At 68.8% G+C, this 20,341-nt stretch carries 23 protein-coding genes; 11 read left to right on the top strand and 12 right to left on the bottom strand.

The genetic code is table 11. The features are described from left to right. The first annotated feature begins 8 nt into the window (after window positions 1-8). The 3 genes from OHA18_RS02145 to OHA18_RS02135 are packed head-to-tail and all read left to right on the top strand — an operon-like array spanning window position 9 to window position 2,619. Window positions 9-827 (top strand): aldo/keto reductase, encoded by an 819-nt coding sequence (locus tag OHA18_RS02145; RefSeq protein WP_329001792.1) that lies wholly within the window; start codon window positions 9-11, stop codon window positions 825-827. After that, on the top strand, window positions 815-1,819 hold the full coding sequence (locus tag OHA18_RS02140) for a Dyp-type peroxidase (protein ID WP_329001791.1): 1,005 nt from the start codon (window positions 815-817) through the stop codon (window positions 1,817-1,819). The genes OHA18_RS02145 and OHA18_RS02140 overlap by 13 nt, the downstream gene beginning before the upstream one ends. Further along, window positions 1,816-2,619 (top strand): family 1 encapsulin nanocompartment shell protein, encoded by an 804-nt coding sequence (locus OHA18_RS02135; protein ID WP_329001789.1) that lies wholly within the window; start codon window positions 1,816-1,818, stop codon window positions 2,617-2,619. The genes OHA18_RS02140 and OHA18_RS02135 overlap by 4 nt, the downstream gene beginning before the upstream one ends. On the opposite strand, the gene OHA18_RS02130 is transcribed toward OHA18_RS02135, so the two are convergent. The 5 genes from OHA18_RS02130 to OHA18_RS02110 form a co-directional block, all read right to left on the bottom strand. Then, the gene (locus OHA18_RS02130) at window positions 2,616-2,966 is read right to left on the bottom strand and encodes a DUF488 domain-containing protein (RefSeq protein ID WP_329001787.1); all 351 of its coding nucleotides are present in this window, start codon (window positions 2,964-2,966) and stop codon (window positions 2,616-2,618) included. The genes OHA18_RS02135 and OHA18_RS02130 overlap by 4 nt on opposite strands. Continuing rightward, on the bottom strand, window positions 2,966-4,237 hold the full coding sequence (locus OHA18_RS02125; protein WP_329001786.1) for an MFS transporter: 1,272 nt from the start codon (window positions 4,235-4,237) through the stop codon (window positions 2,966-2,968). Before OHA18_RS02125 ends, OHA18_RS02130 begins: the two co-directional genes overlap by 1 nt. Then, the gene (locus OHA18_RS02120; protein WP_329001785.1) at window positions 4,234-5,421 is read right to left on the bottom strand and encodes an amidohydrolase; all 1,188 of its coding nucleotides are present in this window, start codon (window positions 5,419-5,421) and stop codon (window positions 4,234-4,236) included. Before OHA18_RS02120 ends, OHA18_RS02125 begins: the two co-directional genes overlap by 4 nt. A gap of 54 nt (window positions 5,422-5,475) precedes the next feature. Beyond that, the gene (locus OHA18_RS02115; protein ID WP_329001784.1) at window positions 5,476-6,114 is read right to left on the bottom strand and encodes a GntR family transcriptional regulator; all 639 of its coding nucleotides are present in this window, start codon (window positions 6,112-6,114) and stop codon (window positions 5,476-5,478) included. A 75-nt stretch (window positions 6,115-6,189) separates the two neighbouring features. Beyond that, window positions 6,190-6,678 (bottom strand): pyridoxamine 5'-phosphate oxidase family protein, encoded by a 489-nt coding sequence (locus tag OHA18_RS02110; RefSeq protein WP_329001783.1) that lies wholly within the window; start codon window positions 6,676-6,678, stop codon window positions 6,190-6,192. An 80-nt stretch (window positions 6,679-6,758) separates the two neighbouring features. Here OHA18_RS02110 and OHA18_RS02105 point away from each other — a divergent pair, with 80 nt between their 5' ends. Both OHA18_RS02105 and OHA18_RS02100 read left to right on the top strand, forming a co-directional pair. After that, window positions 6,759-8,627 (top strand): hypothetical protein, encoded by a 1,869-nt coding sequence (locus OHA18_RS02105; protein WP_329001782.1) that lies wholly within the window; start codon window positions 6,759-6,761, stop codon window positions 8,625-8,627. Between the two features lie 67 nt (window positions 8,628-8,694). Further along, complete coding sequence (locus OHA18_RS02100) at window positions 8,695-9,687, top strand: sigma-70 family RNA polymerase sigma factor (protein ID WP_329001781.1); 993 nt, start codon at window positions 8,695-8,697, stop codon at window positions 9,685-9,687. Here OHA18_RS02100 and OHA18_RS02095 read toward each other — a convergent pair. The 5 genes from OHA18_RS02095 to OHA18_RS02075 form a co-directional block, all read right to left on the bottom strand. Beyond that, window positions 9,684-10,391 carry an isocitrate lyase/PEP mutase family protein gene (locus OHA18_RS02095; protein ID WP_329001780.1) on the bottom strand — a complete coding sequence of 236 codons (708 nt, stop codon included), beginning with the start codon at window positions 10,389-10,391 and terminating at the stop codon, window positions 9,684-9,686. The genes OHA18_RS02100 and OHA18_RS02095 overlap by 4 nt on opposite strands. 10 nt (window positions 10,392-10,401) lie before the next feature. After that, on the bottom strand, window positions 10,402-10,863 hold the full coding sequence (locus tag OHA18_RS02090; RefSeq protein ID WP_329001779.1) for a carboxymuconolactone decarboxylase family protein: 462 nt from the start codon (window positions 10,861-10,863) through the stop codon (window positions 10,402-10,404). 89 nt (window positions 10,864-10,952) lie between these two features. After that, window positions 10,953-11,111, bottom strand: coding sequence for a hypothetical protein (locus tag OHA18_RS02085; RefSeq protein WP_329001778.1), 159 nt, complete (start codon window positions 11,109-11,111; stop codon window positions 10,953-10,955). Window positions 11,112-11,216: 105 nt separating this feature from the next. Next, complete coding sequence (locus OHA18_RS02080) at window positions 11,217-11,891, bottom strand: response regulator transcription factor (RefSeq protein ID WP_329001777.1); 675 nt, start codon at window positions 11,889-11,891, stop codon at window positions 11,217-11,219. Then, window positions 11,888-13,054, bottom strand: a complete 1,167-nt coding sequence (locus tag OHA18_RS02075) for a sensor histidine kinase (protein ID WP_329001776.1) — start codon at window positions 13,052-13,054, stop codon at window positions 11,888-11,890. Before OHA18_RS02075 ends, OHA18_RS02080 begins: the two co-directional genes overlap by 4 nt. 132 nt (window positions 13,055-13,186) lie before the next feature. On the opposite strand from OHA18_RS02075, the gene OHA18_RS02070 reads away from it, so the two are divergent. Together OHA18_RS02070 and OHA18_RS02065 are read left to right on the top strand one after the other, a co-directional pair. Beyond that, entirely contained in the window at window positions 13,187-14,086 is a 900-nt protein-coding gene (locus OHA18_RS02070) for an ABC transporter ATP-binding protein (protein WP_329001774.1), read from the top strand. Then, complete coding sequence (locus OHA18_RS02065) at window positions 14,083-14,877, top strand: ABC transporter permease (RefSeq protein WP_329001773.1); 795 nt, start codon at window positions 14,083-14,085, stop codon at window positions 14,875-14,877. The genes OHA18_RS02070 and OHA18_RS02065 overlap by 4 nt, the downstream gene beginning before the upstream one ends. A 65-nt stretch (window positions 14,878-14,942) precedes the next feature. On the opposite strand, the gene OHA18_RS02060 is transcribed toward OHA18_RS02065, so the two are convergent. Further along, the gene (locus OHA18_RS02060; RefSeq protein ID WP_329001771.1) at window positions 14,943-15,581 is read right to left on the bottom strand and encodes a hypothetical protein; all 639 of its coding nucleotides are present in this window, start codon (window positions 15,579-15,581) and stop codon (window positions 14,943-14,945) included. A 328-nt stretch (window positions 15,582-15,909) separates the two neighbouring features. Here OHA18_RS02060 and OHA18_RS02055 point away from each other — a divergent pair, with 328 nt between their 5' ends. Next, window positions 15,910-16,866, top strand: a complete 957-nt coding sequence (locus tag OHA18_RS02055) for a TRAP transporter substrate-binding protein (RefSeq protein WP_329001769.1) — start codon at window positions 15,910-15,912, stop codon at window positions 16,864-16,866. Here the strand turns inward: OHA18_RS02055 and OHA18_RS02050 are convergent. Next, window positions 16,822-17,538, bottom strand: coding sequence for a TetR/AcrR family transcriptional regulator (locus OHA18_RS02050; protein WP_329001767.1), 717 nt, complete (start codon window positions 17,536-17,538; stop codon window positions 16,822-16,824). The two genes, OHA18_RS02055 and OHA18_RS02050, sit on opposite strands and share 45 nt — an antisense overlap. Before the next feature lie 108 nt (window positions 17,539-17,646). Here OHA18_RS02050 and OHA18_RS02045 point away from each other — a divergent pair, with 108 nt between their 5' ends. Genes OHA18_RS02045 through OHA18_RS02035 form a run of 3 tightly spaced genes read left to right on the top strand, consistent with a single transcriptional unit; the run spans window position 17,647 to window position 20,341 of the window. After that, complete coding sequence (locus tag OHA18_RS02045; RefSeq protein ID WP_329001766.1) at window positions 17,647-18,645, top strand: NAD(P)-dependent alcohol dehydrogenase; 999 nt, start codon at window positions 17,647-17,649, stop codon at window positions 18,643-18,645. Next, window positions 18,642-19,541, top strand: a complete 900-nt coding sequence (locus tag OHA18_RS02040) for an ABC transporter ATP-binding protein (RefSeq protein ID WP_329001765.1) — start codon at window positions 18,642-18,644, stop codon at window positions 19,539-19,541. The genes OHA18_RS02045 and OHA18_RS02040 overlap by 4 nt, the downstream gene beginning before the upstream one ends. Then, complete coding sequence (locus tag OHA18_RS02035; protein WP_329001763.1) at window positions 19,538-20,341, top strand: ABC transporter permease; 804 nt, start codon at window positions 19,538-19,540, stop codon at window positions 20,339-20,341. The genes OHA18_RS02040 and OHA18_RS02035 overlap by 4 nt, the downstream gene beginning before the upstream one ends.

The raw sequence follows: 20,341 nt of genomic DNA, 5'->3' as shown, positions 1-20,341 counted from the left end.
AGGAGTACATGACTGCGAACACTCGCGAGCTTTCCAATGGAACTGAGATCCCGGTCCTGGGTCTGGGGGTGTGGCAGGTCGATGACGGCGCCCAGTGTGAGCAGGCCGTCACCTGGGCACTCGAAGCCGGCTACCGGCTGATCGACACGGCGCAGGCCTACCGCAACGAGGCCAGCGTCGGGAAGGCGATCCGCGAGAGCGGCGTCCCGCGGGAAGAGATCTTCCTGACGACGAAGTTCTACCCGGGCGGCAAGGACGCGCGGGTCGAGGCGGAGAAGAGCCTCGAGCGGCTCGGCACGGAGTACCTCGACCTGTACCTGATCCACTGGCCGCAGGGCGGTCCGACCTGGGCCTGGCCGGGGATGGAGGCGGCGGTCGAGGCCGGCCTGACCAAGGGCATCGGCATCTCGAACTTCAGCGCGGACGAGATCCAGCAGCTCGCCAAGGTCGCCCAGATCCAGCCGGCCGTCAACCAGATCCAGTTCAGCCCGTTCGAGTACCGTGCCGCGCTGGTCGCCGCCGGTGAAGAGGCGGGCGTCGTCTCGCAGGCCTACAGCCCGCTCGGCACCGGCCGCCACCTCGACGACCCGGCCGTCGCCCGGATCGCGGAAGCCACCGGCCACACCCCGGCGCAGGTCCTGATCCGCTGGGCGATCCAGAAGGGTCTGTCGGTCATCCCCAAGTCCGTTCACCAGAACCGGATCGACGAGAACTTCACCGTGTTCGACTTCGAGCTCGACGACGCCGCCATGGCCGACCTCGACGCCCTCGACAGCACCCACCAGACCGCGGACGCACTGTCCAGCAGCGGGAAGTGGTGGTCCTGATTCAGGAGGTACTGCGGGAGCCCGCGAAGGCGGCGGTCTTCCTGGTGCTCGCCGTACGTCCTGGATCCGAGGACGTGGCGCGGGATCTGCTGGCGGACATCGCCGGGCTGACCCGTGCCGTCGGATTCCGCGCTCCGGACGACCAGCTGAGCTGCGTCGTCGGCATCGGCGCGTCCGCGTGGAGCCGGCTGTACCGCGGGCCGGCTCCGCGCGAGCTGCATCCCTTCCGGGCGTTGTCCGGCGCGAGACACGCCGCGCCGGCGACGCACGGAGATCTGCTGTTCCACCTCCGCTCCCGTCGGCTCGACCTGTGCTTCGAGCTCGCCCGCCAGGTGATGGCGCGGCTCGCGGGCCACGTGAAGGTGCTCGACGAAGTACAGGGCTTCAAGTACTTCGACGAACGCGATCTGCTCGGCTTCGTCGACGGGACCGAGAATCCGGCCGGCCCCAAGGCGGTCGCCGCGATCACGATCGGCACCGAGGACCCGGCGTACGCGGGCGGCAGCTATGTCGTCGTACAGAAGTACCTGCACGACCTCGACGCCTGGCAGTCGCTGCCGGTCGCCGAGCAGGAGCGCGTGATCGGCCGGGAGAAGATCAGCGACATCGAGCTGTCCGACGCGGACCAGCCGGTCAACTCGCACGTCGCGGTGAACACGATCGTGGACGCGGACGGCACCGAGCGGCAGATCGTCCGCGAGAACATGGCCTTCGGCTCACCCGGGGCGGCCGAGTTCGGCACGTACTTCATCGGGTATGCCGCCACGCCGGACGTGATCGAGCGGATGCTGCACCGGATGTTCGTCGGTGAGCCGCCCGGAAACTACGACCGGATCCTTGACTTCTCGACCGCGGTCACCGGCAGTCTGTTCTTCGTGCCGACCGCGGAGTTCCTCGAAGACCCGTCGCCGGCACCCGCCGCGAAGCCGACCGCCGGCACCACCGCGGACGGTTCGCTGGGGATCGGCAGCCTCAGAAGGAGTCGCACATGACGAACAACCTGCACCGCGAGCTGGCCCCGGTCTCGGACGCTGCCTGGGGCGAGATCGAGCAGGAGGCCCGGCGTACCTTCACCCGCGACATCGCCGGGCGCCGGGTGGTCGACCTGGTCGGCCCGTCCGGACCGGAGCTGTCCTCGGTCGGCACCGGCCACCTGGAGACGGTCGAGGCGCCGGGCGACGGCGTGATCGCGCACCGGCGGCTGTCCCAGCCGATCATCGAGCTGCGCGTCCCGTTCACCGTCACCCGGCAGGCCGTCGACGACGTGGAGCGCGGCGCGAAGGACTCCGACTGGCAGCCGGTCAAGGACGCCGCGAAGCAGATCGCGTTCGCGGAGGACCACCTGGTCTTCCACGGGTCCGGCGCCGCCGGGGTCGAAGGGCTCGCGCCGAGCAGCTCGAACGCGGTACTCGCGTTGCCGTCCGACGCGAAGGACCTGCCGGACTCGGTCGCTCAGGCGCTCGGAGTGCTCCGGCTGGCCGGTGTTGACGGTCCCTACAGCCTGCTGCTGTCCGCTGACCTCTACACCGCTGTCGCGGAGACGACGGACCACGGCTACCCGATCCGCGATCACCTGGCCCGGCTCGTCGGGGACGGCGAGATCATCTGGGCGCCTGCCCTCGAGGGTGCTCTGCTGGTGTCGACGCGCGGTGGTGACTACGAGCTGCACCTCGGCCAGGACCTCTCGATCGGCTACCTGTCCCACGACGCCGACACCGTCCAGCTCTACCTGCAGGAGTCCCTGACGTTCCTGGCCCTCACAGCGGAGTCCAGCGTCGTACTGCGTGGCTAGTCGTTGAGGAGCTCGGCGAGCACGGCGGCCTGGCTGATCGCGAAGTCCTTCGTCGCGGTGAGCAGCGTCAGCGTGCCGTTCGCGGTGAGCTCACGTAGGTGACTGAGGGCGGCAGCACGGACCGGGTCGTCGAGTTCGCTGCGGTACCGGGCGGCGAACTCGTCGTACCGCGTCGGGTCGTGCCCGTACCACTCCCGTAGTTCGGTGGACGGGGCAACGTCCTTGCACCACTCGTCGATCCGCGCCTTCGACCAGCTGAGCCCCCGCGGCCACAGCCGGTCCACGAGCACCCGCTGTCCGCCGTCGTCCTCCATCGGGTCGTAGACCCGCCGAACCTTGACCGTCATCAGCCCTCCTCCAGAGGAAGGGTAGTTGTATCGGTGCTGTGGTCGCCGCTGTAGCGGAGGAGTCGCGGTGTCCAGATGGCGAGGGCGGCGACCATGAGGACGAGCAGGACGGCGCTGACGAACGTGGTGGTGTCGACGCCGTAGTGCTCGGCGAAGGCCCCGAGGACCAGGGATGCCGCGGGCATGATGCCGATGGCAAGCTCTTGGACTCCCAGTGCGCGGCCGTGCAGGGATTCGGGGGTGGTCATCAGGAGCAGCGTGGTCTGGAGTACGCCGAAGGCCGCGCTCATCACGCCGATCGCGGTCATCAGGACGAACGACGCGACGACGCTGTGCGAGAGGCCGAACAGGGACCACAGCAATCCCCACACGGCCGTGCCGACGACGAACATCCCGCCCTTGAATCGGAAGTCGCCGAGCCAGGCGATCACGAGCGATCCGGCCAGACCGCCGACGCCGGCACAGGTCAGGAGCCAGCCGAGGCCGGCGGCGTCGAGGCCGAGCGACTCCTGCGCGAAGACCGGCATGAAGGACTGCGCGACCGGCCACAGCAGCGTGTTCGCGGCCAGCGTGATGAGGAGGACGGTGGCGGCGAGCCGGTTCCGGGCGATCTCGCGGAGGCCGCTCGTGACCATCCGGACGGCCGATGCGGTGTGCCCGCCGATCACTCGGCCGTACTGGCGCAGCGGCAGCAAGGCAACGAGCGAAATGGCATACCAAAACGTCGAGACCCACAGCGCGGCCGGCGCACCGAGCCCGGTGATCATCAACCCGCCGATCGCCGGTCCGATCACCTGCGTCATGTTCAGCGCCATCGAGTTGAGCGCGTTGGCGTTGCTGAGGTTCTGCCGCCCGACCAGGTCGAGCACGAGCGACGCCCGCGCCGGCTGCGACGGAGACTGCGCCAGCCCGATAGCGAACCCGCCGAGCACCAGCACCCAGTACGTCGCCCGGCCGAGCGACGCCAGCGTGGCCACCGCACTGACCGCGACGAGCGCCCACGACGCGGCGATGATCAGCAGCCGGACCCGGTTGTGCCGATCCGCGAACGCACCCGCGAACGGCCCGAGCAGCAACGGCGCCAGCCGCACGGCGCCGAACACGGCGACGAGGAAGTCGGAGTGCGTGGTCTCGTACGCGAGCCAGCCGAGCACCAGCGTCTGCGTCCACACGCCACCGAAGAAGAACAGGTTCGAGAACCAGAACAGCCGGAACGCCCGGTTCTCCCGGAGTGAGCCAAGCGTCCGCTCGACAACAGAGTTGGTACTCACACCCGGAGTTCGCCGTCGCGTACGACGATCTGCCCGCCCGCGATCACCAGCTCGCGACGCGGCGCGCGGACGAGCACGTCTGGCACGTTCTCGGCGTCGAGCAGTACGACGTCCGCGCGCGCACCCGGGGTGAGGCCGTAGTTCTCGCGGTGGACGAACGGCGCACCATGAGTCGTCGCGAGCTCGATCGCATACGTGAGGTCCTCGTCGGCGCGCAGCCCGTGCAGCCGGGCGAATCCGCGCGCGACCTGCAACAGGTCACCATCGCCGTACGGCGACCACAGATCCCGGATGCCGTCGGTGCCGAGGCCGATCGCGACGCCCGCCGTCCGCATCTCGCGCCACGGGAGCGGCGCCGAGTGGACCGGCGCGACCGTCGTCCAGGAGATCCCGGCCTCGCCGAGTTGGTCTACCATTTCGGCCCGCCGCTCCGCGGGCAGCTCGCCGAGCGCGAACCCGTGGGACACGTTCACCTTGCCGCCGAGGCCGGCCTGCCGGGTGCGCTCGATGATCAGCTCGTACTGGAACGCGCCGAGGTCGCCGCGGTCGTGCAGGTGGATGTCGATCCCGACCTCGCGCCGCACCGCGATCTCGAACAACGCGTCCAGCTGGCCGACCGGGTCGCGGTCGATCGACGCCGGGTCCAGGCCGCCGATGCTGGTGGCGCCCTCGGCCGCGGCCTTGTCCAGCAGTTCGAGCACGCCGGGACGCCGGAGTACGCCGTCCTGCGGGAACGCGACGATCTCCACCTCGACTGCGCCGCCGAGCGCGTCGACGGCCTCGTGCACGTTGGCGATCCCTTGTAGCCCGACGCCGAGGTCGACGTCGACGTGCGTGCGGGTGGCCGTCGTGCCGTGCCGCAGGAACTCACGCAGTACTGCGGTCGTGCCGGCGACGCTGGGGATCCCGTACTTGTCGCGCTCCGCGCGCTCGTGGGCGATCCGGCCTTGCGTGGTCGGCTCCCCGCCGTACGAGACCCAGGGCCGGCCCCACCAGCTCTTGTCGACGTGAGCGTGCGCGTTCACGAAACCCGGGAGCGCCAGCAGGCCGCGCCCGTCGACCCGCTGCTGGTCGCCCACGGAGGCTCCGGCCGGCGTGATGTCCGCGATCACACCGTCGGCGATCACGAGGTCGACCGGATCACCGCCCCACGGGCGCACGTCAGCAAGCAGGAAGGAGGTCATGAACAAGAATGGTATACCAAATTGCCGAGCCCGCAGACCCCGGGAGAAGGGCCGTCAGTCCATCCCGCGGCTGACCCGGAACAGTGTCTGGGACTGGGCCAGGTGCTCGCTCGCCAGCCGCTCGGCCTCGTCGACGTCGCGGTTCGCGATCGCCGTGTACAGCTCGATGTGCTGGCCCGCGACGGCGAGCAGGTCGTCGTGCTGGGTGAGCAGCCAGCGCATCCGGCTGCGCAGCGGGCGCTCGATCTCGATCAGCAGCTCGTTGGAGGCCAGCTCGGTCACGATCTCGTGGAAGTCGGCCGCCTTCCGCCGCGCGACCACGGCGTCCTGGGAGCGTGCTGCCACAAGCTGTTCGTCCAAGGTGCGGCGGAGCCGGCCGAGCCCTTCGCGGGTACGGCGCTCGGCCGCCAGCCGGAACGTCAGCGGCTCGAACGCGGTCCGGACCTCGGTCAGATCGGCGATGTCGGAGTCGGTGAAGGTGCGCACGACCGCCCAGGACCGGGGGCGTGGCGTCACCAGGCCCTCGCTGACCAGCGCCTTCAGCGCCTCCCGGACCGGCACCCGGCTGACCTCGAGCGCAGTCGCCAGCTCGCGCTCGACCAGCCGCTCACCGGGCGGCCGCACCCCGTCGAGGATGTCGTTCCGCAGCTGCCGCGTGACCCGCTCGGTCTCGGATTCCCGACTGTCGTTCATCGACCTCTCCAGGGTTTGGTATACCACCACCCCAGCATGCCGCACCCTGGCCACCGGGTGCGGCACCGGCCGTGGTCAGCCGGCGCTCTTGGCCTTGATCAAGTCCTCGACGGACTTCGGGATCGTGGTCTCGAAGTCGAGGAGCTTGGCCCAGGTCGGCGTGACCGTGATGACGGCCATCTCGTCGTACAGGGCCTGGACCCCGGCGGCCCAGTCCGGGTACTGCTCGTCGGTCATCACCTTGTGGCCGGCGTTCAGGTAGCCCTCGGTCACGCCCGGGACCAGTTCCACAGTGGCGGTGCCGCGGATCAGCAGCGCCTTGGGCGGGAAGGCGCCGGTGTCGATGGTGAGCGCGACCTTCGGGTGCTTGCGCAGTGCCGCGACCTTGGCGGACTTCGGCACGGTGGCCATCAGGATCTGCTCGCCCTCGGTCCAGAAACCGATCGGGATCACCCGCGGGTCGCCGTCGAGGCCGTCGTAGGCGAAGCGTGCCGGCTCCGAGCCGTTGAGCAGCTGCTGGGAGTACGGCTTGGCGAGGATCTCGGCGATCTGCTGCTTGTCCACTGGAGTCAACCTTTCGTCTGGGTTCTCATCAGGGGGACGGAGCCGCGAGCAGGTTCTCGACATCGATAGGTTGGCGAATCGTGGAAAGTTTCGGATTCGGTCCAGGCGAGGTCAAGGTCGGCGACGACGGGGCGGTCGCGCAGGTGCTGCACCCGGACGGCCGCCGGGTCCTGCTCGACGAGGGCGCGGTGCACGACAGCTTGCATGCCTGGGGCAAGGGCTTCGTGATCACGGACCGCGGGGCGTTCCGGTTCGACAACCCCGCGTTCACCCGGTGGCGCAGTACCGGCATCGACCTGATGTACCAGTTCGGTGAGCTCGAGCTCCGGGTCGGCCGCCGCTTCGGCGAGCACTGGACCGAGACGTACGAGCTCCGCAACACCAGCGCCGAGTCCATCGAGATCAGCTCCCTCGCGATCAGTACGCCGTACCGCGACGTCTACACGTCCAGTCGCGAGAGCCTCACCGGCGCAGTGCACGCGCACGTGTGGACCGGCGGTGCGGACGCCTGGGTCTGGGCGGTGCCGATGGACGGCAGCGGACCGGGCCTCGGCCTGCAGTTGAAGGAGGGCGAGCTCCGGGCGTACTCCGTCGAGTCCCGTGAGCCCGGCACGAGCAGCAACGTCCGCGGGCACATTTATCTCCACGTCACCGACCAGGCCCGCGCGCCGTACGCGATGGGCGGTCAGCCGGTCATCACGATCGAGCCCGGCGCCTCCTACCGCTGGACCTGGCAGCTCGCGTGGTACGACGACCTGCCCGCCTTCCACGCGGATCGGCAACCACTCATCGGCGCCGACCGCCTGGCGGCCGAGGTCACCGACACGATCCGGCTCCACGACGGCAGCGAGATCACCAGCACCGAGCCCGGCATCCAGTACGTCGAGACGCCCGACGGCAGGTCCCGGATCGCCGTCCTCTTCCACGAACCGCTGCAGCTGATCGCCGAGCGGCGGGTCCGCTTCATCCTCGACCACCAACGCCGACCCGAGCTGGAAGGCAGCCGCAAGTACGCCTTCGTGCCGTACGACAACGACAGCGGCCTGACTGCGTTGTCCAGCGCGTGGCGGGACTGGTCGGACGCGCGCGAGCGGGTCGGGATGGCTCTGCTCCTGCAGGAGGTTCGCGACCGCGGTTGGGGCGACCGCGCCGAGTTGGACGAGGCGCTCGACGGCTACGAGCAGTTCGTCCGCGAGTACCTGCTCGACGACGACGGCACCATCCAGGACGACAGCGTCCACCAGAGCGCCGTACGCCTCTACAACTTCCCCTGGTTCGCGCGCTTCCTCCTCGGCCAGGGCGATCGGGCCGGCGCCGCCCGCATCCTCAACCGGTACTACGAGCTCGGCGGCGACCACTTCCTCGCCTTCGACCTCGGCCCGCTCCTGACCGAGCTCGGCCTCACCGACCATCTCGTCCGGCACGCGCAGACCTTCATCGGGTACGGCGACGAGCTGCCGCCGCACGAGGTCAACTACGAGCAGTCGATGGTCGCCCCACTTCTCGAGCTCCTCGTCTCGGCATACCGAATCGCGCCGGACCAGATCGACGGCGCCGAGCTGAGCCGCCGCCTGCCCTGGCTGACCGCGTTCGCCGCTGACCAACCCGACGTACGGCTGCGGCATGTGCCGATCCGGCACTGGGACGGCTACTGGTTCGGCCGGCTGCGGCTGTGGGGCGACGTCTTCCCGCACTACTGGTCCGCCCTCAGTGCGGTCGTGTACGCCGCCTGGCCGCGCGAACTCGTCACGCCCGAGCAGGCCACCTGGCTCGACACCGCCCAGGACGCGATCCTCCGCGCGAACCTGGTCAGCTTCGGCACGGACGGATCGGCGACCTGCGCGTTCGTCTACCCGAGCTGCGTGAACGGCCAGCCCGCCCACCTCGCCGACCCGCTCGCCAACGACCAGGACTGGGCGCTGGTCTACGCACTGAGGCCGCTCGGCTGAGCGATCAGTTCCGGAGCTCGCCGGTGTCAGAACCAGTACGAGGTAAGAATGGCGACGGAGGTGACTGATGCCGGACGAGCTGCTCCAGCGTGCGCGCGAAGGTGACCGGGAGGCGTTCGCGTCCCTGGTCGAGCCGCATCGCGGAGAGTTGCAGGTGCACTGCTACCGGATGCTCGGATCGTTGCAGGACGCGGAGGACGCGCTGCAGGAAACGTTGCTCTCGGCATGGATCGGGCTGAGCGGGTTCGAGGGCCGCTCGTCGGTCCGCACCTGGCTCTACCGGATCGCGACGAACCGGTGCCTGAACGTACTGCGGTCGTCGTCGCGTCGACCACAGCAGGCCGTGCCGCTACCGGTTCCGGCGCCGGAACCGACCCGGTTGGGGGAGGTGCTGTGGCTGCAGCCCTATCCCGACGTCCTCCTGGAGGGCCTTCCAGATCAGCTGCCAGGTCCCGAGGCGCGGTACGAGTCCCGAGAGGCGATCTCGCTGGCCTTCGTGACCGCAGTACAACTGCTGCCGCCGAATCAGCGTGCGGTGATGTTGCTGCGCGACGTACTGGGTTATCGGGCCAGTGAGACCGCGGAGTTGCTCGGTCTCACCGAGGCCGCGGTCAACAGTGCACTGGCTCGCGCCCGGGCGACGATGGATGCGGCTGCGGACGATCGGCCGCCGGGAGTTGGAGGCCCGGAAGAGCGTGCGCTGACAAACCGGTTCGTCGAGGCGTTCACGGCGCAGGATGTCGATGCGCTGGTCGCGCTGATGACCAGCGACGTGTGGGTGCGGATGCCGCCGCTTCCGTTCGAGTACCACGGCACCGAGACCGTGCACCGATTCTTCAGCGCACTCGCCGCGCACCGGCGCCAGATCGCGGCCCTGGTGCCGGTCGGCGCGAACGGCCAGCCGGCCTGGGGTGAGTACATGCGTGATCCGGTCACCGGCGGCCTGCACCTGATCGGGGTGCTGGTGATCGGCATCGCCGGCGACCGGATCCACGAACTCATCCACTTCGAGACCACGGTCGCGCCGTACTTCGGTCTGCCGCGCAGTCTCGACGGCTAACCCAAGGTCGGCAGCAGCTCCTGCAGTGTGGTCATCAGGTAGGCGTGCACGCTGGTCCCGTACGAGATCCGCGTCGCGCCTGCCGCTGCAAGCTCCGCAGCTGTCGGACCGGCCGGCGCGGCGTGCGCGTTGATCGGTCCGCCGACAGCTTCGGCCACCTGAGTGAGCTGGTCGACCGGCGCCATGATCGGGTAGACGCAGTCGACTCCGGCGCGACGGTACTCGCGGCCCCGGCGTACCGCCTCGGCGACCGGATCGTCGATCGGCCGGATGAACGTGTCCACCCGGGCGTTGATCACCAGTTCGGCTCCCGCGGCGGCACGTACTTCGGCCAGGTAGTCGGCCTGCTTCGCCACGTCGACCAGGTCACCGCCGACCGAGTCCTCCAGGTTGCATCCGACCGCGCCGGTCTCGAGCAACCTCTCCGCGAATTCCTTCGCCGGCAGCCCGTACCCGGCTTCCATGTCGGCCGTGACCGGTACGTCGACCGCACGGACGATCCGTGCGACCGCGGCGAACATCGTCGACGGCGGGGTCAGCTGACCGTCGTCGTACCCGAGGACTCGGGCGACCGCCCCGCTGCTGGTGGCGACAGCGGGGAAGCCGGCCCCGGCGACCAGGCGGGCGCTCACCGGGTCCCACGCGTTCGGAAGGACCAGGGGAGTGCCGCCGTGGTGCATTGCTCTGAACAGTTCGGCAGTCATCGTTGCCACCTCACGGCTTGTAGTGGCCGGGCTCCATGCGTCCGGTGACCCCGACCCGGGTCCACATGTTGATCGTGATGATCAGCGCGATCAGCTGCGCGAGGTCCTTCTCGTCGAAGGCGCCGGCCGCGACCTCGTACACGTCGTCCGGGACGTGGTCGACGCTGATCAGCGTGATCGCCTCGGTCAGCTGCAGGGCCGCCTTCTCCTGGTCGGTGTAGAACTTCTCCGCCTCCCGCCAGACCGGGAGCAGAGCGATCCGCTGCTGCTGCTCCTCGCCGAACTCCCGGAGGTCGAGCGAGTGCATGTCGGTGCAGTACGCGCAGCCGTTGATCTGCGAGGCCCGGATCCGGACCAGGTGCGCCAGCTTCGGGTCGAGCCCGGTGTCGGACACCCGGTCGAGCTCGATCATCGCCTTGTAGAAGTCCGGCACCAGGGTGGCGAGCTTGACCCGCCGCGTCGTTGAACTCATACCCCCACGCTATGACCGGATCGGCCCAGGTCCGTGGTCCACTTCCCCGGAAGATCCCTGGGCCAATGCGGTCAGCGGCGACCGAGCTGTCAGGCCTTCTCGCGGCGTACGAGGTTGCGCAGCTGAGTCCAGGCGGTCCGCAGCGGAGTCCGCGGCGCGCGCTTCGTCAGCGGCTTCATCAGCTCGTCGACGGGCGACGGCGGCGGGACGGGCGCAGGGTTTTCAGGCGTGCTCTGAGGTACGGACATGACGTTTCCCTAACGGGAGGGCCGGTTCGGCTGCACCACAAAGTGGGATGTCGTCGTTTCCGGAGCTACCGCCACCGTACGCCCCCACACCCCGGAAAGCGCTGGTCAGCACAGGTCCGCGTCGCGGATGCGGTTCGCGATCTGCACGCGGTTGCTGGCTTCCAGCTTCACCATGATGCGCGAGACGTGCGCCTTGACGGTGGCCACGCTCAGGTACAGCTCTTCGGCGATCTGCGGGTTGACCTTGCCTTCGCCGACCGCGATGGCCACCTCGCGTTCGCGGGCGGTGAGTGTCCGGGCCAACGACCGGGCACGGATGACCTGCTCGGTGTCCGGCTCGTCGTCACCCAGTTGGGCGATCAGCTGGGCCGTCACGCTCGGGGACAGCGTGTGGTCGCCCGCAGCGACCTTGTGCACTGCCTCGACGATCTCCGCGGGCGGGGTGTGTTTGAGGAGGAACCCGCTGGCTCCGCCGCGCAGCGCTCGCAGTACATAGTCGTCGGCGTCGAACGTCGTCAGCACGATCACTTTGGGCGGTGTGGGTCGGGCCATCAGCCGGGCGAGGGCCTCGAGGCCGTCCAGTCGTGGCATCCGGATGTCCATCAGTACGACGTCGGGCGCGACCCGCGCGACCAGGTCGAGCCCGGACTCGCCGTCGTCTGCCTCACCGGCCAGCTCGATCGCGGCGTCGTCACGCAGGATCATCGCGAGCGCGGTGCGCACCAACGCGTCGTCGTCGATGATCACGACCCGGACGGGACGACCGGCCGGGTCGTTCATGCCGGCCACGGCAGCCAGGCGCGAACGACGAACTCGCCGTCCGACCGCACGTGCTCGAGGCGGCCGCCGATGAGCTCGGCGCGCTCGGTCAGTCCGAGCAGGCCAAGACCCGAACCAGGGGTCACACCGACCGCGGAGCCGAGCCGCAGCGGGTTGCGTACCTCGAGCCGCAGCTGCCCACCCGGCCGACCGCTGAGGGTGACGTCGACAGCGGTATCCGGCGCGTGTTTGCGAGCATTCGTCAAGCTCTCCTGAATCATCCGGTACGCACCGCGCCCGATCGCGTCGGGGGCCCCGCCCAGGTCGACGACCTGGTTGTGCAACCGGACTCTCGCGCCGGATCCGTTGGCCTCCTGGACCAGCGCCGGAACGTCGGCCAGCGTCGGTTGCGGACGCTGTGGTGGCGCATCGGTTTCGAGAGTCCGTAGGACACCCAGGATCTCGTGCAGATCGTTCAGGGCGGCGTGGGCGCTCTGCCGGGTGATCGCGGCTGCTTTGGCGACCTCGGCGTCGCTCAGACTCCGGCAGTACTCCAACGCACCCGCATGCAATGCCACCAGCGACAGTCGATGTGCCAAGGCGTCGTGCATCTCACGGGCGATCCGTGCTCGCTCGGTCGCCTGTGCCTGCATCACCCGCAGGCCCTGCTCGCGTTCGGCACGGTCTGCTCGTTCCCGCAGGGTGGCCAGCAGTTCGCGGCGGGCTCCGACGTACATGCCGGGTGCGATCACGCCGCACACGAAGACGACCGTGAACAGGAACGCGAAGAGCCATGAATCCTCGGCTCCGGGGTGGGTCTCGAAGAAGACGACCGAGGCGACGAAGCCGACCACCGCGACCGGCACGATCTCGCGCCACCGCCGTCGCGTGGCCAGGGACATGGTCGTGACGACCACCGCGCCCGACGCGGCCGTCGAGAAAGACCCGAAGACATTGACGATCAGGGCAACCGCGAGCGGACTGCGCCGTCGCCGGCGCATCAGAACCACGCTGATCACTCCGAGCAGGAGATCGATGGCCCAGAGCGCGCCGATCCCGCCGGCGTACGTGTTGTAGTAGCTCGCGATCCAGAAGCCGGCGCCGGAGACGATGGCGAAGAGGTAGCGCCACGTCGACTGCCAGTGGCTCAGCGGAGGTGGTGGCGCGGCTTGGATGGCGTCCACCTTGCTCACCGTACGGGAGGTGGGTGATGAGGGGCAGGGACCGTGGTCTGCGTCGACCCCCTACCGCGGGATAAGCAGGTCTAGCACCGGGTCTGATGTGGCAAGCCGGTCCTCGGGCCCAGGCTCGACCTCATGATCACAGTCGAAGAACTCAGCAAGCGCTACGGAGCGCACCAATCCGTCGACCGCGTGTCCTTCCAGGCGCAACCTGGATCCGTTACCGGCTTCCTGGGCCCCAACGGGGCCGGCAAGTCCACCACGATGCGCATGATGACCGGCCTGACGCCGCCGTCCGCGGGTCGCAGCACCGTCCTCGGTGTCCCGTACGCCGAACTCCCCAACCCCGGCCGTCATGTCGGGGTCCTCCTCGACGCCTCCGCGCAGCACACCGGGCGGACCGGGCGCGAGATCCTTCGCCTCGGCGCCACCCTCATGGGCCTTCGCCGCCAACGGGTGGACGAGCTGCTCGAGCTCGTCGGCCTGTCCGGCGACGAGGGCGACCGCCGGGTCGGCAACTACTCGCTCGGCATGCGGCAACGGCTCGGTATCGCGCACGCCCTGCTCGGGGATCCGCAGGTGCTGATCCTCGACGAGCCCGCCAACGGACTGGACCCGGCCGGTATCCACTGGATGCGCGGGCTGCTCAAGGGCTTCGCCGACCGCGGCGGAACTGTCCTGCTGTCCTCACATCTCCTGCACGAGATCGAGGTCATCGCCGACCATCTGGTCGTCATCGGCCGCGGCGTCATCGTCGCCGACGGGAGCAAAGCCGAGCTGCTGAACGCGGCGGGGACTCTGGTCCGCGGCCTCGACCAGAACGCGTTGGCGCACTGCCTCGATGCCGCCGGCTACATCTACCAGCTCGAGCCCGACGGCGCGTACGTCGTGGAAGCGACCCGCGAGCAGATCGCGACGGCCACCGCGCGGCATGGCGTGGTCGTCACCGAGTTGCGAGGCGCCGACGGTTCCGGACTCGAAGACATGTTCCTGCAGCTCACCGCGAACGACGCACGAGAGAAGGTCACCGCATGAGTACCGCGACCCAGCACACCGGCGTCTCACCGGATCCGAGCGTGACCGCCGTACCCTTCAGCCGCTTGCTGCGGGTCGAACTGCGCAAGCTTGTCGACACCCGGGCGGGCTTCTGGCTGCTCACCGCCATCGGTCTGATCACCGTCGCCGTCATCGTCGTGTTCCTGTTCGTCGCCGATCCGGAGCAGTTGACGTTCGTGAACTTCGTCGGTGCGACCGCGACCCCGCAGAGCATCCTGCTCCCGGTGCTCGGCATCCTGGCGGTCACCGCCGAATGGAGCCAGCGCACCGGCCTGGTGACCTTCACCCTCGAGCCGAGCCGGATCCGCATCGCCGTCGCCAAGCTGGTCGCGGCGCTCCTGGTGGGTCTGCTCGCGGTGGTCGTCGCGCTCGGTGTCGCAGCCCTCAGCAACCTGGCCGGGATGGCGTTCATGGACGGCGCCGGCACCTGGAACGTTGGCGTAGCCAACGTTCGCGACTTCTTCGTCCTGCAGCTGATCGGCATCCTGCAGGGCTTCGCCTTCGGCATGCTGCTGATGAACACCGCCGCCGCGATCGTGCTGTACTACGTGATCCCGATCGCGTGGAGCGTGCTCTTCGCGATGGTGGGCTCACTCGAGAAGATCGCCCCCTGGCTCGATCTCAACACCGCCATGGCACCGGCCTTCGACCAGCAGACCTTCCGGGCCGGTGATTGGGCCCACATCGCAGTCGCCGGAACGATCTGGGTAGTCGTGCCACTCGCACTCGGCCTCGTCCGGCTGCTCCACCGCGAGGTGAAGTCCGCCTGAGCCCGTGCGCCCCAACTGGAGGCAGGTCTGCCAGGGCAATCGTCCAGCGGACCTGCCTCGCCGGATCAGGACAGCTGCAGGCTGCGAAGCATTGCCTCGAATTCGGCGAAGAACTGGGGTGCGTCGGCGTTGTCCTGCTGCGTCCTTGCCCAGGCGACCATCGTCTTGCCGTTGAGGTTGACGACGGCGATCCGGAGCGCGGCCTCGGGCTGCAGGCCGAAGCAGACCGCCGCCGGGTTGGTGGCGGCCGGACAGCCCAGCGTGCCGTCGAGTGATCGTGTGCTGGTGCCGGTCATCAGCGTCGCCTCCTTGCCGTCGACGGTCGTCGTTGCCTTGTCCACGAACGTGGCCCCGGCTCCTGCCAGTCCGGCAAGGTAGCTGGGGTAGTCCGTCGGCACGGGCTGCGGGGTGGTGCTGTCCGGCTGATAGACGACGACCGGGAGAAGGAACCTGACGCCGTCCTGGCCGCTGACCGCGCCCCAGCTGATCAGGTTCTTCGTGTCCTCGGTCGCCTGGGATTTGAGCGAAGCGGGCAGAGCGACGGTCAATGGCACCGAAAATGCCTTGCTGGTGAAATGCACCGGACTCGGCCCCGATGCGGACGGCGGCGCCGAGGATTCGTCGCTCCCGGCGCAGCCCAGTGGAATTACCATCAGCGCCGCAATGGTCAGCATCGAGCTGATCCATCGGATTCGGGCGTCCATATTCTCATATCCTCACTCAGCGCCACCGTGCAATTACCTGCACATTCGAGGTGCGCCGTACTCCTCCGACGGTGCGCTTGATTTCCGGCGATCACCAGAGCCTGACCGGCTTTCGGCAGCGACGGCCCGGGCGTTGGAAGGTTTCGGGGTTTGAGAGGTGGCGGCACCCGGGGTGCCGGTGGGACGGTGAGATTGGGGGCACACCATGAGAAGGACATCGTCACGTTATTCCGCATTGGCGCTGGGATTCGCGCTGATTGCGACCGGAGCGGCTTGCAGCGGCAGTTCGTCGGAGCCCGATGCCGTCGAAAACACCGGACCCATAACGTTGAAAATCGGCACCTCCGACGACGATTCACGGCCGGGCGGCCAGGCGGTCGAGCAGTTCGTCGAACAGGTCAGGACGCTGTCGGCCGGGAAGCTTCTCGTCTATCCGGTCTGGGAGGCCGGGGGTGAAGGCGTCCAGCAGTGGGACCAGGCGGTCGCACGGATGCTCAAGGACAAGAAGCTCGACCTGGCCGTGATCCCCAGCCGCGCCTGGGACACCGAAGGCGTCACCACGCTGCGCTCGCTGAACGCGCCGTTCCTGGTGACGTCGGATGCGCTCGCCGACAAGATCGTCACCAGCAAAGACATCTCGGACCAATTGCTGGCCGGACTGGACAAGGCCGGAGCCACGGGCCTCGCGCTGATGCCCGAGAGTCTGCGCCACCCGTTCGGCTTCGAGCGCGCGCTGGTCACTCCGGCGGCCTTCCAGGGGCAAGGAATCCGCACGGCGAAATCAGATCTCGGCGATGCGACCATCCGTGCGCTCGGCGGTAAGCCGGACGACCCGGCCGGTGATGCGTTCGGGGCCGGCATCAGAGCCGGCACCCTGGCCGGAGCCGAATCCGGATTCGTCATCTCCGACGGTCTGCCGGTCCCTGGCACCGCCGCCGCGAACGTCACCTTCAGCACCAAGGTCAATACGCTGGTCGCCAACTCCGACGTGTTCAGCGGGCTGTCGGCGGCGAACCGCGAGATCCTGCAGAAGGCAGCCGCGGCGACTCGTGAGTGGGTCCTCGTGCACCGAACCACGGAAGCCGCCAACGCGGCCGCCTACTGCAACCGCGGCGGCAAGATCGCCACCGCGACCACGGCTGACCTCAAGGCCTTCGAGCAGGCCGAGCAGTCGGTGTACGCCGAATTGGAGCAGGACGCGAGCACGAAGGACATGATCGACCGGATCCGGACGCTGAAGTCAGCTGTTCGGGTCCCCGCCACCGGTGTCGCTACTCATTGCTGATGGCAAGGAATTGCTGAGGGCGTCGAGAATGAGGTTGAGGCCGAAGTCGAATTCGTCGGCGAAGTCGTAGGTGGTTTTGAAGTAGTAGCCGGTGGCCATCTCGACGAGGTGCGGGTAGTCGCCGGCGGTGAACTGCTCCATGATCGACTCCGCGACCGGCGCCACGGTGTCGGGGCCTTCGAAGGGGAGGCCGGCTTCCTGGAGTGCGAAGCCGTAGGTGTAGCTGTCGATCAGGGCGTAGGCGTGGGCCGTCATCTCCAGCGAGAAGCCGGCCGCCCGGAGGGTCGCGATGACCGCGTCGTGGTGGCGCAGCGTCGCCGGGCCCGGGACGGTCCGGGACTCCATCAGCCCGATCGCCCAGCGATGCCGCCGCAACACCTGCCGGGCCGACGCGGCGCGCCGGCGCAGCTCCGAGCGCCAGTCGCGGCCGGGAGTCGGCAGGTCGATCTCGCTGAAGACCACGTCGACGATGCCGTCCAGGATCGCCTCCTTGCCGGCGACGTGGTAGTAGACCGACATCGGTTTCGCCCCGAGCTGCTCGGCCAGCGAGCGGATCGTGAGGGCCCCGATCCCGCCCGCGTCGGCCACTCCGACGGCGGCGGTCAGCACCCGCTCCCGGCTGAGCCGCTGTCGTCCCCGCGGTGTCTCGCCGGCGCTCACGGAACTTTCCATGCCCGGACCATAGCAGTTTCGTACAAAGTACGATACGTTCGCCGTACTTAGTACGAAAGGCCATCGGCGCTGGGGGCTCCGACATCGAGCACACCCAGGGGGAACACCATGGCCAGCACCACCACGACCACGATGCGAGCGATCGTGCAGGACCGCTACGGGGATGCCGACGTACTGCAGACGCGGCAGATCGCCCGTCCCGAACCGACGGCGAACGAGGTACTGATCCGCGTGCACGCCGCCGGCCTCGACCGCGGCACCTTGCATGTGATGACGGGTACGCCGTACCTGCTGAGGCTCGCCTTCGGACTCCGCGGCCCGCGGAACCCCGTGCCCGGACGAGATGTCGCCGGCACGGTCGAGGCCGTCGGTGCTGCCGTGACGAGGTACGCCGTCGGTGACGAGGTGTACGGCGTCGCGCCGGGCTCGTTCGCCGAGTACGCCGTCGCCCGCGAGGACAAGCTCGCCCGCATGCCGGCCAACCTCTCCTTCGAGCAGGCCGCCGTGGTCCCGGTCTCGGCGCTCACCGCATTGGATGCGTTGACCACCGGTCGGGTCGAGGCCGGCCAGCACGTGCTGATCATCGGCGCATCGGGTGGCGTCGGCAGCTACGCCGTACAGCTGGCCAAGGCTTTCGGGGCGGAGGTCACCGGCGTGGCCAGCACCGGCAAGCTCGACCTCGTCCGGGCGCTGGGCGCCGACCACGTCGTCGACTACACCCGCGACGACTTCGCCGCGACCGGCAATCGCTACGACCTGATCATCGACATCGCCGGCAACCCCGCGTTGTCCCGCCTGCGGCGCGCACTCACCCCCACCGGCACGGCCGTCATCACCGGCGGCGAGGACGGCGGCGGTCCGAGCGGAGGTATGAACCGGCAGTTCCGCGCGCTGGCGCTGTCGCTGTTCGTGCGTCAGCGCCTGACCTTCTTCATCAACAAGGAACGCGGCAACGACCTCGAACGACTCACCACCCTGATCGAGTCCGGCAAGATCACCCCGAGCCTCGACCGGACGTACCCACTCGACGAGGTCCCGGACGCCATCCGCCAGCTCAGTACCGGCAAGGTCCGCGGCAAGGTCGCCATCACCGGGCTGTCCGCATGATCACGGTCGAAGGACTCTCGAAGAAGTACGGCGCCACCCTCGCGGTCGACGACGTCAGTTTCACCGCTGCTGCGGGCCGGGTGACCGGATTTCTCGGCCCGAACGGCGCCGGTAAGTCGACCACGATGCGGATCATGGTCGGGCTCACCCGGGCCACATCCGGAACCGCCACGATCTTCGGGCGGAAGTTCGCGGAGCTGCCCAACCCGGGACGCGAAGTGGGGGTTCTGCTCGACGCGTCCGCGCAGCACGCCGGCCGTACCGGTCGCGAGATCCTGACCCTGGCCCAGCGCCTGATGGGTCTGCCGCGCACGCGGGTCGAGGAGATGCTGACCGCCGTCAGCCTGACCCCGGACGAAGCCGCCAGGCGGGTGGGGGAGTACTCCCTCGGAATGCGGCAACGGCTCGGCATCGCGACCGCCCTGATCGGCGACCCGGACGTGCTGATCCTCGACGAGCCCGCGAACGGGCTGGACCCGGCCGGCATCCGCTGGATGCGCGACCTGCTCCGCGGGTACGCCGACCGTGGCGGGACCGTCCTGCTGTCCTCGCATCTGCTGCACGAGATCGAGGTCATCGCCGACGACATCGTGATGATCGGCCACGGCCGGATCGTCTCCCAGGGCACCAAGACCGAACTGCTGCACGCGGCCGGCACCATCGTCCGCGCCGTCGACCTGGCCCGCCTGGAGAAGGCTCTGACGGATTGGGGACTGACCGCGAGTCCGACCGGCGACGGCGCACTGCGGACCGACGCCGACGCCGCACTCGTCGGGACGGTTGCTCTCGAGTCGGGGATCGCCCTGACCGAGCTGCGGGCCGCCGAAGGCGCCGGCCTGGAGGAAATGTTCCTCGAGCTCACCTCAGCCACTCAGCGCGAAGGAGCACCGGCATGACCGCCGTCGCAGCAGAAGCCGTCCGATCCCATCGAGCGGTCGTCCGTCCGGTCCCGCTGACCCGGATCATCGCGGTCGAGCTGCGCAAGATGTTCGACACCCGCTCCGGTTTCTGGCTGATCGCCAGCATCGCGATCACCGCCGTACTGGCCGCGGTCGGCGTCATCCTGTTCGCCGCGGACGGCCAACTCACCTACTCGACGTTCGCGACCGCGATCCGCTTCCCGGTGGTGATCATCCTGCCGCTGGTCGCGATCCTGGCCGTCACCAGCGAATGGAGTCAGCGCACCGGCCTGACCACGTTCACGCTGATCCCGCACCGCGGCCGGATCATCGCCGCCAAGGCGATCTCGTCGGTCGTGATCGCGATCGCGGCGATGGCGCTCACGTTCGCGGTCGGGGCCATCGGCAACCTTCTCGGCGCCGCGGTCACCAGCAGCCCGCTGGTGTGGGACGTGACCATCACCCAATGCCTGTACTACGTCCTCGGCATGGTCCTGAGCCTGCTGATCGGTTTCATGCTGGGCGTCCTGATCCGGGCCTCGATCGGGGCGGTGGTGGCGTACTTCGTCCTCACCTTCCTGCTGCCGACGATCTTCAGCCTGCTGGCCGCAGGCTCGCACTGGTTCCACAACCTGCAGCCCTGGGTCGACATCCAGTTCGCGCAGAGCGGCCTGTTCGTCTTCGACAAGTCCCTGACCGGCGAGCAGTGGGCCAACATCGCCGTCACCGGGGTCGTCTGGCTCGTCGTCCCACTGGTCATCGGGCTCCGGATGGTGCTGCGGGCCGAGGTCAAGTAG

It is taken from the genome of Kribbella sp. NBC_00709 (assembly GCF_036226565.1).
Lineage (GTDB): Bacteria > Actinomycetota > Actinomycetes > Propionibacteriales > Kribbellaceae > Kribbella.
This window is presented reverse-complemented; position numbering and strand designations above follow the sequence as displayed.

Bases quoted from the DNA above. Each gene is read 5' to 3' on its own strand.
- OHA18_RS02145 (WP_329001792.1), top strand. From the start codon at position 9: ATGACTGCGAACACTCGCGAGCTTTCCAATGGAACTGAGATCCCGGTC.
- OHA18_RS02135 (WP_329001789.1), top strand. From the start codon at position 1,816: ATGACGAACAACCTGCACCGCGAGCTGGCCCCGGTCTCGGACGCTGCC.
- OHA18_RS02130 (WP_329001787.1), bottom strand. From the start codon at position 2,966: ATGACGGTCAAGGTTCGGCGGGTCTACGACCCGATGGAGGACGACGGC.
- OHA18_RS02120 (WP_329001785.1), bottom strand. From the start codon at position 5,421: ATGACCTCCTTCCTGCTTGCTGACGTGCGCCCGTGGGGCGGTGATCCG.
- OHA18_RS02115 (WP_329001784.1), bottom strand. From the start codon at position 6,114: ATGAACGACAGTCGGGAATCCGAGACCGAGCGGGTCACGCGGCAGCTG.
- OHA18_RS02100 (WP_329001781.1), top strand. From the start codon at position 8,695: ATGCCGGACGAGCTGCTCCAGCGTGCGCGCGAAGGTGACCGGGAGGCG.
- OHA18_RS02095 (WP_329001780.1), bottom strand. From the start codon at position 10,391: ATGACTGCCGAACTGTTCAGAGCAATGCACCACGGCGGCACTCCCCTG.
- OHA18_RS02090 (WP_329001779.1), bottom strand. From the start codon at position 10,863: ATGAGTTCAACGACGCGGCGGGTCAAGCTCGCCACCCTGGTGCCGGAC.
- OHA18_RS02085 (WP_329001778.1), bottom strand. From the start codon at position 11,111: ATGTCCGTACCTCAGAGCACGCCTGAAAACCCTGCGCCCGTCCCGCCG.
- OHA18_RS02080 (WP_329001777.1), bottom strand. From the start codon at position 11,891: ATGAACGACCCGGCCGGTCGTCCCGTCCGGGTCGTGATCATCGACGAC.
- OHA18_RS02070 (WP_329001774.1), top strand. From the start codon at position 13,187: ATGATCACAGTCGAAGAACTCAGCAAGCGCTACGGAGCGCACCAATCC.
- OHA18_RS02065 (WP_329001773.1), top strand. From the start codon at position 14,083: ATGAGTACCGCGACCCAGCACACCGGCGTCTCACCGGATCCGAGCGTG.
- OHA18_RS02060 (WP_329001771.1), bottom strand. From the start codon at position 15,581: ATGGACGCCCGAATCCGATGGATCAGCTCGATGCTGACCATTGCGGCG.
- OHA18_RS02050 (WP_329001767.1), bottom strand. From the start codon at position 17,538: ATGGAAAGTTCCGTGAGCGCCGGCGAGACACCGCGGGGACGACAGCGG.
- OHA18_RS02045 (WP_329001766.1), top strand. From the start codon at position 17,647: ATGGCCAGCACCACCACGACCACGATGCGAGCGATCGTGCAGGACCGC.
- OHA18_RS02040 (WP_329001765.1), top strand. From the start codon at position 18,642: ATGATCACGGTCGAAGGACTCTCGAAGAAGTACGGCGCCACCCTCGCG.
- OHA18_RS02035 (WP_329001763.1), top strand. From the start codon at position 19,538: ATGACCGCCGTCGCAGCAGAAGCCGTCCGATCCCATCGAGCGGTCGTC.